The organism is Dermacoccus sp. BD5 (assembly GCF_044878485.1).
Lineage (GTDB): Bacteria > Actinomycetota > Actinomycetes > Actinomycetales > Dermatophilaceae > Dermacoccus > Dermacoccus nishinomiyaensis.
On sequence record NZ_JANJER010000008.1, the window covers coordinates 12,839 to 24,420 of the forward strand.

10 protein-coding genes are annotated in these 11,582 nt (G+C 68.0%); 4 read left to right on the forward strand and 6 right to left on the reverse strand.

Annotated elements, in window-relative coordinates:
• Positions 1 to 4,332, reverse strand: coding sequence for a BREX system serine/threonine kinase PglW (gene pglW / locus NQ706_RS07545; RefSeq protein WP_081873529.1), 4,332 nt, complete (start codon positions 4,330 to 4,332; stop codon positions 1 to 3).
• A 333-nt stretch (positions 4,333 to 4,665) separates the two neighbouring features.
• Between pglW and NQ706_RS07550 the strand changes: the two genes are divergently transcribed.
• From NQ706_RS07550 to NQ706_RS07560, 3 genes are read left to right on the forward strand one after another with little or no spacing between them, the layout of a single operon-like run.
• Positions 4,666 to 4,899 (forward strand): hypothetical protein, encoded by a 234-nt coding sequence (locus NQ706_RS07550; protein WP_404360681.1) that lies wholly within the window; start codon positions 4,666 to 4,668, stop codon positions 4,897 to 4,899.
• The gene (locus NQ706_RS07555; protein ID WP_081873528.1) at positions 4,896 to 5,351 is read left to right on the forward strand and encodes a very short patch repair endonuclease; all 456 of its coding nucleotides are present in this window, start codon (positions 4,896 to 4,898) and stop codon (positions 5,349 to 5,351) included. The genes NQ706_RS07550 and NQ706_RS07555 overlap by 4 nt, the downstream gene beginning before the upstream one ends.
• 10 nt (positions 5,352 to 5,361) lie before the next feature.
• The gene (locus tag NQ706_RS07560) at positions 5,362 to 6,339 is read left to right on the forward strand and encodes a hypothetical protein (protein ID WP_038566389.1); all 978 of its coding nucleotides are present in this window, start codon (positions 5,362 to 5,364) and stop codon (positions 6,337 to 6,339) included.
• Between the two features lie 10 nt (positions 6,340 to 6,349).
• On the opposite strand, the gene NQ706_RS07565 is transcribed toward NQ706_RS07560, so the two are convergent.
• The 3 genes from NQ706_RS07565 to NQ706_RS07575 form a co-directional block, all read right to left on the reverse strand.
• Positions 6,350 to 7,042 carry a hypothetical protein gene (locus NQ706_RS07565; RefSeq protein WP_150112690.1) on the reverse strand — a complete coding sequence of 231 codons (693 nt, stop codon included), beginning with the start codon at positions 7,040 to 7,042 and terminating at the stop codon, positions 6,350 to 6,352.
• Positions 7,043 to 7,082: 40 nt separating this feature from the next.
• Positions 7,083 to 8,756 carry a plasmid pRiA4b ORF-3 family protein gene (locus NQ706_RS07570; protein WP_038566385.1) on the reverse strand — a complete coding sequence of 558 codons (1,674 nt, stop codon included), beginning with the start codon at positions 8,754 to 8,756 and terminating at the stop codon, positions 7,083 to 7,085.
• A gap of 823 nt (positions 8,757 to 9,579) precedes the next feature.
• On the reverse strand, positions 9,580 to 9,777 hold the full coding sequence (locus NQ706_RS07575) for a hypothetical protein (RefSeq protein WP_038566383.1): 198 nt from the start codon (positions 9,775 to 9,777) through the stop codon (positions 9,580 to 9,582).
• A gap of 10 nt (positions 9,778 to 9,787) precedes the next feature.
• Here NQ706_RS07575 and NQ706_RS07580 point away from each other — a divergent pair, with 10 nt between their 5' ends.
• Positions 9,788 to 9,961, forward strand: coding sequence for an excalibur calcium-binding domain-containing protein (locus NQ706_RS07580; protein ID WP_231729393.1), 174 nt, complete (start codon positions 9,788 to 9,790; stop codon positions 9,959 to 9,961).
• An 80-nt stretch (positions 9,962 to 10,041) separates the two neighbouring features.
• Here NQ706_RS07580 and NQ706_RS07585 read toward each other — a convergent pair whose 3' ends face one another.
• Positions 10,042 to 10,317: a hypothetical protein gene (locus NQ706_RS07585; protein ID WP_006944769.1), complete on the reverse strand. Its 276-nt coding sequence runs from the start codon at positions 10,315 to 10,317 to the stop codon at positions 10,042 to 10,044.
• Positions 10,314 to 11,459: a hypothetical protein gene (locus tag NQ706_RS07590; protein ID WP_150112689.1), complete on the reverse strand. Its 1,146-nt coding sequence runs from the start codon at positions 11,457 to 11,459 to the stop codon at positions 10,314 to 10,316. Before NQ706_RS07590 ends, NQ706_RS07585 begins: the two co-directional genes overlap by 4 nt.
• Positions 11,460 to 11,582 lie beyond the last annotated feature (123 nt).

Here is an 11,582-nt window from a genome sequence, read left to right on the forward strand (position 1 = left end):
TCAGTGCTCCTTACCTGCCGCGAGCGCCGCGGCGTGAGTGTCGATCCAATCAGAATCGAGGGGGACGAACTGGCTGGGCGCGGCGAGTGGCAGCGGCGCACCATCGAGCACCGCGCCGTGGTTGCCGCTCACCTGTGGCACGAGCAACCACACCGGCCGCGAGCGCGGCGCCGCGAGATCGCTCCAGCGCGCGAGCATATCCATGTGGCCGTATCGGGCGAGGGGTGCCGCGTCGGTGAGCAGCAGGGGGCGCTCGGCCAGCGGAGTGGCTACGTGTGCGTCCTCGCTCGCCTTCGAGCCAGACGTGCCTGTGGTGGCGACACCGTGAGCCGCATCCATGCGCTCCACCAGGTGGTTCTCGATCTGCGGCCAGGCCCGACGCACGAGCTGTCCGAGACCCTGCGCAGCCTTCGTGTGCGGCGCGGCGGCGTCGGCGGCCCGCACGTGATCCCACGTCAGGCGCCCCCCCACCGTCTGCTGCTTGAGCGCATCGACGAGGAGCTCACTGAGGTCGACCACCTCGGCGCCATAAGCACGACGTAGCGTCTCCACAGCTTCGACGAGCCGCTCAGAGCGCGCCCCCAGAGCCAGGAAAGAGCGGCTGCTCACCGAATCGTCCAGCCGCACACCGAAACGCCCCGTGATGGATACGGGCGAGCTGGCGACGTCATGCGACGTGGGGCGCCGCGATTCGAGGCCCGTCGTGTTCGACGCGACACCGCGAAGCCGGTAGCGGCGCATCTCGTCGTCGAACACTAGGCCGAGGCCGGCCTCCTCGACCAGCGCGTCGAGGCGCGGACGCTCAGGCAGCTTCTGCAACGACGGGAAGCGCGCAGCGACACGAGCGCGTACCTCGGCGGGTGACAGGGTGTTGCGCCCACCGAAGCCCGCGAGGGTCACAGCAAGAGCCGACGCACGCGTGAACTCGTCCGTGTACAACTCACCGAGCGCCGAGGCATGCGCGGCGCCCGATGCCGCCGCGGCGAGCGGCGCCAGCCGCGTAGGGTCGGCCTGCTTTCCAAGAATCGAGCGGTCGTCGTCGGCATCTTCATCGTCGGTGTCACCGGATTGTTTGCCCCGCACCGAGTCGATGATGCGAGTGAGCCGCTGTGATACACGCGCTGCGGGCACCAGCTCACGCGTCGGATCGCCCAATGCCGCGACCAGCGTGTCTGCTTGCGCACCAAGCGATTCAGCCACGTCGAAGAGAGCGGTGTCGATGGCGATGAGCGTGACGACACCGCCGCGGCGACGCATCTCCATGATGGCCTCGTCGCTCTCTGCGCGGCCCAAGACGCGGTGACGATCCACCGCGAGGCGAACCAGACCCAGCGCGCGACGCTGATCTGCGCCATCGGCCTCGGGGTACGCGCGGCGCAGAGCCTGCGCCAGTTCATTCGGCGATGCAACGCCGCCGAGGTCAGCGAGCGCTGTCACCGTCGTCTCGACCAGTGCGGTGAGCACGCCCAGCGCTGCAGGGTTCGTCGCCCAGGCTTCCTGCAACTCGCCGAAGATCTGTGCCACACGACCTGGCGTCAAGGGCTCGGCGAGCGACGCCGCGAGCGCGGATTGGGTTGCGAAGGCATCGACGTCACCGCTCAGCCCGAGCACAAGACGCAGCACCGCCCGACGGCTCTCGCCCGCGCGCCCGTCATCGCCGACGGCATCGAGGAGTGCCTGCGCCACGTCCGTGAGCGACGCCGCGTCCGAGCGCCGTACCTGCGCCGGTGCGTCCAGCGTCGCCCGCCACTGCTTGAGGCGCGCCCACACCTGGTCGCGCGTGACCGCCGACCACCCGCGAAGGCGTTGAATCGCGACGGGGTCGACAGCGAGCAACTCTCCGACAGTGGCGACGCGTAACGGTTCCAGACCCGACAGAGCACGCGCCGTCAGGCCCGAGGCCGCGAGCGGGGTCGTCAGGGTGGCTGCAGCCGCGAGGCGGTCACTCTCCTCGTCCGGCTGCGTCGTCGTGGCGGCACCCGTGAAGAGGTGCACCCACGCCTCGCGCATCGCCTTGGCCGTCTCGTGCCGTTCGAGCGGACTGCGCGCCAACGCCTTCGCGAAGAACGCCAGCAGCCCGTCAGCCAATGCCTGGTCGAACATGTGACGCTCCAGCGTCACGTCGTCGCTGATGGCGCCCGGGTCGTCCGTGCCATCGCCATAGCGCGGGGTCTCCCCGGTCGCCATCTCGAACAGCACGACGGCAGCCGAATAGCGTTCGGCCGCAGAATCGAAACTCTTGCGCTGCTCGTCGAAGAACGGGTCGAGGTACGGCGGCGTACCTGCCCCGACGGCGGACGCGGCAGCATTCGTCAGGGAGAAATCGAACAGCACGAGGTGACGCTTGCGGTCGCCGCGCCCCTCTTGCACACCGAGATTCGACGGCTTGATGTCGCGGTGATCTACACCCTTCGCATCAAGCATGACAAGAGCATCCATGAGATCGGTGCCGTACGTCTGCAGTCGGTCGATGGGCAGGCGCCCCAGCTCACGCAACTCGTCAGCGAGCGTCTCACGCCCCGCTTCGTCGAGGACGAGAGCCGGTCGCCCGCCGACCAGGATGGGGCCCTCGACGAGACGCACGATGCGTGGGCTCGACAGGTTTGCGAGTACCGCCGCCTCGTCACCCAGGCGCGCCCCTGCCTCTGTATTGAGCGCAACCTTCAGAACACGCTCGGCGCCCGCCGCCTCGTCGTGAACGAGCAATCCCACTGCTGTTGAACCCTGACCGAGTCGTCGCACCAGGCGGAAACGGCCGTCGAGCTGATCCCCGGGGGACGCATCGAGCGGATCAGCAGCCTCGTCCGGTTCGTTCGCGGTGCTTTCAGCGGCGGCGAGCGCTGCCAGGAAGGATCCGACGTCACCGAAGCGCTCCGAAGAGCGGGGGCTCGTCGCCTTGAGCACGAGATCACGCAGTTCCGCCGACACCTGCGGCACATCAACAGCGACATCGAGGCCGCCCTGCTGCGCAAGGCGGGCCTTCAACGCGACCGCCGACGTAGCCGGCGGTTTACCCGCCACGAGGTAATACGTCAGGGCGCCAAGCGCGAACACGTCGAGGCGCACGCGGTCAGCAGTGGGTGACCACGCACCCTCTGGCGCGGCAAAGACGTCATCCAAGGAACCGTCGTCGGCACTCGGTGACGGGGCTGTGGCGTGATGAAGTGGGGTGATGCCGGCCAGCGACGTACCCGCGCCGGGCGTCGTGCCGCCCGCGGCCTGCCAGCCACCCACCTTGACGATGGGTGCGCCACCGTCTGCACGGGAGCGCACCCACACCGCGCCCGGGTTGAGCGCACGATGCACGACGCGGTTGCCGTGCGCATAATGCAGAGCCTCGGCGATCTGGCGGATGATCGACAGCTGCGTCGCCAACGACACACGAGCACGATTCCCCTCCCACCACAGGTCGAGCCGCTCGCTGCCGTCGTCGTCGGCATAGGCGATGCCATCGCCCATCTCACCCGACACGTAATCGCGCGGGCGGACGATGCCGTCGTGCGACAACCGCTGCAGCATCGCGAACTCATGGCGAACCACGCGCGCCTGCTCGGCGCGGACAGCATCGCTGGCACTCGGATCGACGATGGGGAAACGCACCCGGGCTCTCTCGCCCGTGTGGATGTGCTGCGCCGCCCAATCCTGCCAATCCGGCCCCGCAGCGATCGGGTTCTCCTCAATGCGCCACGAGCCGATCTCGCGCTCGCGGCGGGCGACGAGACCGATGCGCTTCAACAGATCGACGAGCAGAAGTTCACGGATTTCGGTGATGGGCTCACGGTGCGGCGGCGCAAAGATGAGTTCACTGATGCCGGGCAGGCCGCTGAGCTCCTCCGCGCCGTCCAAACCGTACAGATCTCGACGGGACTCCTCGGGCAGCTGGCACTGGAACTGCGCGTGGTGCAGAAACACGGCCTCTTTGACGAACGGGACGATCGCTCGAACCTCGTCACGTGACGCACCCCTTTCGTCGGCCCACTGCTCGGCAGCGGCCTTGAGCTTCGACGCGAAGCGCTGCGCCTTGCGGCGCGTCAGCAGGAGCGGCGAATCCTCTCGCCGCGGCGGACGACCGTCGACGATGCGCTCCCAGACGCGGTCGCTGCCACGCACGACGCCGAAGTAATGCTTGAGCTCGACGAGGTACAGCGTCGAACGCGTGAGGAGGATGAGGTCGACCTCGTGCCACGCACCGCGCTCATCACGGAACTCGCAGTTGGCCCAGGCACGGTACGGAGACTCGTCCGGCGTCACCGCGCGGATCAAGGCCAAGCCCTGCTCTTCATGCTCGAAAGCAGACGGCGAAACAGCCACCCATCGGGCATCCGACATCATGCCGAACTCCCTTCTGCCTTGCTGCCGTCTTCCTGGCCGCCGGGCCGCGCGGACACCAGCGTGCCCAACCTACCGGAGGCCGTCACCCAGCGGCATGACTTGGCGCGCCCGAACCTCCAAGCCGCGGGCTCCCTCACCAGCTCTGGCGGAGCAGCTCGTCGCCGTGCAGAATGGCCGACGTCACATTTTTTGAGGGGGATTCAATGTCACAGACCAATCTCGCGGAGCTCACAGGCTGCTGAGCGGCGAACAGCCGTCCTTCGCACCCGCCGTGTCGTGTTTGGAGGGCGAGAGACCGAACCCACCAAGCACCTCGGCGAGGCGATGACACTCGTGCTGATCGAGACACGAGAAGAACTCAGGGGATCGTGGTGGGTCACCGACGATCGAGAAGCAGCAGAGCACGCCGATCGGAAGGGGATCACCACCCGCGACACGATGCACATCATGGGTGAGCTCGTCTCCGAGGGGACGCTCACTGCCGTGGACGCCTTCGCCCTCATGCAGACGATGCGCGATCGCGACCGTCACATGCGGATGCCTGACAGCCCCCGTGACCTGCAATGACAGCGGTGCCCTCTCACGAAGGCCCGGTGCCGTCACCGCTGGCGTCCCATCCGGGCAACGCCGACCCCGCAGCTGCAGCTCGATTGGCCAGGGCGCGTCGAGCTGACACCGCCCCCGAGCTCGCCCTCCGTCGCATCCTCCATGCGCACAGGCTGAGATATCGAGTCGGGTACCCGGTGCCGGGCGCGCCGCGGCGCAGCATCGACATCGCGTTCACCCGTGCTCGCTTGGCCATCTTCATCGATGGTTGTTACTGGCACGGATGCCCCCAGCACTCGACCGCCCCCAAGAACAACGCCGGCTGGTGGCAGGACAAGTTCGCCGCCAACGCGGCACGTGACGCCGACACGAACCGGCTTCTCGTCGAGAAAGGGTGGACGGTCATGCGCGTCTGGGAGCACGAGAACCCAGACACGGTCGCGAGCCGGGTCTTGGCGGCTCTGCACGGGTAACCTCGGGCCCATGCCCCAGTGCAAGCCTCGCAAGAAAGACCTCCCCCACGGTTTCGAGCCGGCCTCGAGCTCAGCCTGGATCCTCCGCCGTGCCAGCACCGGCGAAGGCTTCCTATGGAGGAGCCAGGCTCACGACGACCCCGAGGGGCAGCTGTGGCACTGCACGGCCGATGGGTGGGCGAGCGAGCCTCGTCCGAATGCGCTGCCCGACGAGGTGGGCGTGTTCGACGTCCCGGCAAACGTCGCGATGTGGGTGTGCGGATTCCCCGAGGACGAGGTGCTTCAGCGACTCCGCGCAACCGGCGACGGAGAGCCCGACGAGCACGACTGGGCGTTCTCCACCAAGCAGTTCGAGTCGCAGGACGACGAGTTCCCTGGCGCCTGGGAGGCGCCGGCACGCCGGTATGTGTGTGTCGACGGCAGGCGAGTCCAGTTCGCCGAACCCAGCGGGGCCCCTTTCCTCACACAGAATGACGCTCCCGTGGGCGTCACACTCGCCACGTTCCACTGGGGGAGCGAAGACGGCATGATGGGCGGCGCATCCAGCTGGACCCTCACCCAGGTCAGCCCCACCCGCGCCATCGCGAGCGCCGACGGTGATGCCACCGCCCCGCCCGTCGAGATGGCCCTCACCTCCGAGTGCCTCGCCGAAGTGGTCGCGCGCTGGCTGGCTGACGTCGAAGGTGGTGCGATCGGAGTGCCGTTGGCCGCAGCGATCGAGCTCGAACCCTTCGATGCCGCCGGGCAGTTGCCCGACGCCGAACGTCGCTCGTGGGAGAGCCTCCTGGTCGATCTGCGCTCCGGGTACGGCACCACGCTCGAGTGCACCATCGCCCTCGATGGCGACGACAGAGAACACCTACGCAACATCCTCGCCGAGGATGACGAGTACCGCGCGATTCGCGACGCCCTGGCGAACCCGGCGAAGCACGATGAATGGCTGCGGGCACAGCTTCAGCAAGACGATCCCTACGACCTGGACGACTGATCCACGGCCGTCAGCGTTGCTGCCGGCGTTCTCTCCTCGGCGCCCCTGGGCCGTAGTCGAGTTGCGGGTCGCGCCGCGCTGACTGCACGATCTCGTCGAGGTCGGCGTCGCCGGCGTCCTCCCAGTACGCCGCATGGCCCAGGGCAGCGATCGTGCCCAGCCTTTCCGCCGGGTAGAGGACGCCACCACGTTCGACGATGCGGGCCATGCCGTTGCCCAGCCCCACGACATAGCGCTCGTCGCCCATGTTCGCCGTGAGCTCGAAGGCGTAGAAGTCCCCCGCGAGCCAGAGACACCCTGCGCCACCGTCGCACTCGAGTTGCCCGCACTCTCCGCAACGGCGCACCGAGCCCGACGCGATGCGACGCGCCTCCCCTGCGTCGAACTCATCGACCCGCGTGACGGCGCGGACCCACGACACGTCGCTGTCAGAGACCACGTCAGCCGCGTGGAGTTGCACGACCTCGCCGACCGTGACGGGAGCGCCGGCGTCCGCAGTCCACGGTTCGTGACTCCACACCCAGACGGCGTCACCACTCGGCACGCGCAGTTGGAGGAAGCCGTCGATGACCGACAGCACCTCCGCCTGGGCAGAATTGCTCGACGCATGCACCGACCGCATCCGTGGCGGGCCCATCTCGTGCCCGCCCCCGACCCAGCACTCGTGGTCGGGGCCGTATCCATTGATCCTCGTGATGTCCACTCGTCGACCTCTCGTCTCTCTCGGCGCGGGGCGCCACCCGTCAGCCCGGGTTGCGCTGCGTTCCTGACGTGTCTGCCAGCTCCGCCACGGCGTCGAACGCCAGGGCGCGGGCAGCGGGCGTGTAATCCTGTCCCGATCGTCGCAAGCACCAGTCCTGTTCGACGTGCTCGAGCATGCGCATCATGGGCCACACGCACGGGCCGATGTCGCGCCAACGCGGCGGTGAGCCGTCGGGCATGCGCCATCCCACGTCCGCGATGAGTTCGCGGATCATCTCGTACGTGTGCTCCTGCGGAAAAGCTGAGGCGACGAGCAGCGCGTAGAGCGTTCGCGCGCAGGCCTCGAACTCGTCGGCTTTCGCCGGCACCAGCGCGGCAGCGAGGTCGCGCCACAACTGCTCCAACTCGCCCGCAGCAATCGCCTTCGCGACCAACTGGCCGCGCTTCGTCAGCACGAACTCACCGCGATAGTGACGCGCGTAGCCCATCGTCTTCAACGACTCACGCAGCGCCGTCACCGGCACGACATCCATCTCTCGACGGCTACTGCCGTGCGTCCAGATGCCTAGCGCGTCGACGATCCTGCCGACGGTGTCAGGCTTCAGGTAGCCCGCCTGCGTCAACGGCAACGGGCCCTCCGCGAGCATGCCGATGAGCGTCACCCACGAGCGCAACGCGTCGGCGCGCTCTGCGTCCGTCGGTTCGACATGCTCCTTGCGGGCCCGCGACACCGAACCGAGCAACACCACCTGCGCACGCGGCGACGCCCGCCGCAACGTCTGGCCGAGCATCGACGACGGATCCACCGCCCCCTCTTCGGCGATCCTCTGCAGAGCCTCGTTCTCCTTCGACAGCACGACGATCGCGGCGTTCGCCTCGTCGACCGAGAAGCGCGCCGGATCCCAGCCCGGCGGCACCCACTCGGCGTATTCCGGTGACAAGTTGCGCGCCTTGTGCCCCTGGACGAGCTCGTTGTACTGCCACGGTCCGCCCGAATCCTCCAACGGGCACGCGTTGCGACCGGCGACGCACTCCGCGAGCGGGCCGTCAGCGTCAGGTGTACCGCTCGTCGCGAGCTCGACGACCTTCTCGACCTTGATCGTGTGCACCCAGTCGTCACCGAAGTCATACACGTAGAACACGCGATCGCCCGGAGCGCGCAACACCTGATCGAGAACGACCTCGGTCTCGACGCCGGACGCCTCGTCGAGGTCATCACCCATCTCTACGTCTGCCACGCTCGCGAGGAACGGCCCACGCCAGACATCTTTCTTCGGCCCGAGCGTGAACCGGTGCAGATGCGCGTCCGCCCATCCGAGCGTCGCCTGGATGACGTCGTGGAACTGCGCCATCGTCACGTCGCTACGCACCTCGATACGGCGCCAAACAGCCGGCTTCACCTCGTCGACGTCGACGCGGACGGTGAGGAGCCGCACGCCGTCGCGTGCGGGCGGCAGCGTCACCTGCGGCCGCGGCGGCGGTGGCGTGAAGAACCGGCGCGCAACGCCTTCCGTCGAGCCTGCGGGCACGCCCGCTGCGGGAAGGCCGAACGCCGCACCGGGCGCGCTGGCAGCGCCTGACGCCGGCTGCCCGCCGTCGGCTTGCGGCGGCAACCCGAGCTCACGGGCGACGTCAGGCCAGTTCTCCTCGTCGTTCAACTGCTCACGAAACGACTGGATGAACGCCTCGACCGACGGGTCGTCAAAATCAGCCATGCCCCATCGTGTCATCGCGGCCCCGGTTCGATGGGACAGCCGTCGCGACCTTCGCCACCCCGGTCACTCTCAACGAGAACCGAGGCTCCGCGATCAGCACATGACCCGGCGCTCCGAACGGGTCAGACACCGATAAGGGCGTTCTTCCCGATAGCCCGCTCAGCAGGGAGCGACCTGGCACGATGAGGCGAATGGAATACTTCAACCCGCCTCCTGGCTGGCCCCCGACGCCCCACGCCTGGCGACCGTCCCAAGGTTGGCAGCCGGACCCTCGCTGGCCAGACGCCCCCGCAGACTGGCCCTTTTGGGTCGACGAATCCCGACGCCCTGTCGCTGGACCCGAGGGCCTGTATGGCGCGGAATCATCTCCCTCGTGGCGCGATGCCCGTGAACGAATCGGCGGCGCCCTCCGCTCCCTCGACGCCAATACGGCAGAAGCCAGACGCGCGGCGGCGAGCACGGCGGCGGAAGCCACGCGAACGGCCCGAAACACGGCCGCGAACCTGCGCCAGCGCTACGAGAACCGGGGCGCAGACGACCAGGCCCCAACTGTTCCAGAGCCAACGCAGCCCGTGACGCAAACCCGGGCTCACAACCTGCCGCAGTCGATCCCACGCTCCTGGCCCCGTCAGACACCAAGTGGGGCTACGGTGGCGGCCTCGTCGACGGCGTCAACCGCCAACCGAACGGGCCTTCTGAAAAAGGTCGGAATGGGAGGCGCTGGTCTCGTCCTTGTCTCATTGCTCGTCGCGCAGTGCAATGGCGGCTCAGGCGCCAGTTCGAATCCGTCAGTCTCCGCGTCATCGGCTACGACAACCGCCACTCAGTCGAGCGTGGCGCCATCTCGGACAACCCCCACGACGAGCACCGCCGCCAGCACGGCGAGCACGGCCGAGACCAGCCAGGAACGAGATACCTCGGACAGCACGCGTTCCCGAACAACACCCGTCACCCCGCGGGCCGCGACAACGCGATCAACAGCACCGACTCGCAACGAAACGCCCGCGACCAGCGAGCCCATTGCACCCGTGGTGCCGCAAAGGACGGACGAGCCCGACACCCCAGACGCCGAACCCACTGGCTCCGCCAGCTACAGCAACTGTAGGCAGGTCAAGGCAGCAGGGGCTGCTCCGCTCTACGCCGGCCAACCTGGGTACAGCCGCAAGCTCGATCGTGATGGAGACGGAGTCGCCTGCGAGAAGTGATCCTCATCCGAGAAATCGCAAACCCGTGAGCGTTCGCCAGACTGAGGATAGAGGTGCATGCCGTAACGCTGACGCGGGCGCTACTCGGCGAGCGAGCCGTACCTCAACACGTGATCGTCGGCGCCGCCCGAACACTCGGGCAGGTGCAGTTCGATGAGTTTCGCGAGCGTCAGCACGTAGTGGCGCGCGCAGAAGAGTTGCGCGTCGCCGCCGCCTGCGTGCTCGGCGAACACGACGTAGTGCGTCGGGGTCTCGGTGCACACGCACTCGTTCCACGTGCAGCGGGTGCTATCGCCGTCGTCGAACTCGTCGAACCCGGTGTCGCCCAAGTCGAGTTCGTGAGTCACGTTCGTCATGCCAGCTCCTTCATCGTCGCCTCGACGGCGTTGACGCCGCGCGCCAACTCGTCACGCGTCAGTTCCTCGTCGGTGTTGAACCAGCGCGCCCACTTCAACCGGAAATCCTGCTCGGCACGCCGGCGCGCGACGCTTATCTCGGCCTCTTCGGCGCGGAGGCCGAAGCTCGCTCCGTCCGCATCCGTCGACACCGTGACGAGCGAATCCTCCACGGGCACAGCGATACCCGACACCATGCCTTGTGCGCGCACGGCGATCCATCGGCGAGACGCGGGTACATCGTCGGCGAACTCATCGGTGACGAACGGCGCCACCTCACCCCATGCGAGCGCCCGCTCGACGGCGAACGCTGACACCTGACCGCCCCCTTCGGAGTAACCCCACACGTACGCCGAGCCGACACCGCCGTCCGCCGTCGTGAACCACGTCTGCGCCGACTCGACGTCGGGCTTTACCGCGAGCCACTTCACGACGATCCGCGATGGATCGTCGTCGGACGTCTCGTGGTACTGGTGCAACAGGCCGTCCTCATCCTGCGCACGCTTGGCCTCGAGCCAGCCAGCCGCGTCGAACGCGACGATCTCGAACGGCACGAGCGGCTTCGGCGAGAGCCGTGCCACCCACTCGCGAATCGCCGCAACACTGTCGAACACCGACAGCAGCGCCGTCTGCTCGCCCATCGCGACGACGTCAGCCTCCGCGCGCTCGAGTTGCGAGTCGACGTCGTCGCCCGCCCACTCATCGCTGCGCGGCTCCGACGCCATGAGCGCATCACGACGCTGCAGCCACGTGAACCATGCGACGAGAGGCTGTGCATCGTCGCCGGTCTCGAACGTCAGGTCGTCGCGGAACTTGACGACCGCCCCTGCGTCACGGCACACGAACGTCGGCTCGCCGGCCGGTCCGCCGTCGACGGATGCGAGGCACAGCTCGTACGTGACGAGCTCGCGCTCCTCGTCGTAGGCGTCGAGACGCCACAACGCCGGTAGCTCCACCGCGTCCGCGTCGTCGCCCGGGACGGCGGCGACGACGAGATCCGACGGCGTCACCCGCGCCCACTGCGGCTGCTCACCCTGCGGCCACCAAGCCTGCTGCGGCCCGGCCTCCTGCACCCGACGCGCCTCACCCCACGTCACACTCACGCCATCCACCCCTCGTCGCTCGATGACCGACTCATTCGGCCCGCTCACAACGTAGCCCCCAGCGGTGACAGCCGCGCTCATCATGCCGAATACGTCGCGAAAGAGCCGAGCGACGAACGATCT

Excerpts from the sequence above, each read along its gene's own strand:
- pglW (WP_081873529.1), bottom strand. The coding sequence starts at position 4,332 with ATGATGTCGGATGCCCGATGGGTGGCTGTTTCGCCGTCTGCTTTCGAG.
- NQ706_RS07555 (WP_081873528.1), top strand. The coding sequence starts at position 4,896 with ATGACAGCGGTGCCCTCTCACGAAGGCCCGGTGCCGTCACCGCTGGCG.
- NQ706_RS07560 (WP_038566389.1), top strand. The coding sequence starts at position 5,362 with ATGCCCCAGTGCAAGCCTCGCAAGAAAGACCTCCCCCACGGTTTCGAG.
- NQ706_RS07570 (WP_038566385.1), bottom strand. The coding sequence starts at position 8,756 with ATGGCTGATTTTGACGACCCGTCGGTCGAGGCGTTCATCCAGTCGTTT.
- NQ706_RS07575 (WP_038566383.1), bottom strand. The coding sequence starts at position 9,777 with ATGGGCTCGCTGGTCGCGGGCGTTTCGTTGCGAGTCGGTGCTGTTGAT.
- NQ706_RS07585 (WP_006944769.1), bottom strand. The coding sequence starts at position 10,317 with ATGACGAACGTGACTCACGAACTCGACTTGGGCGACACCGGGTTCGAC.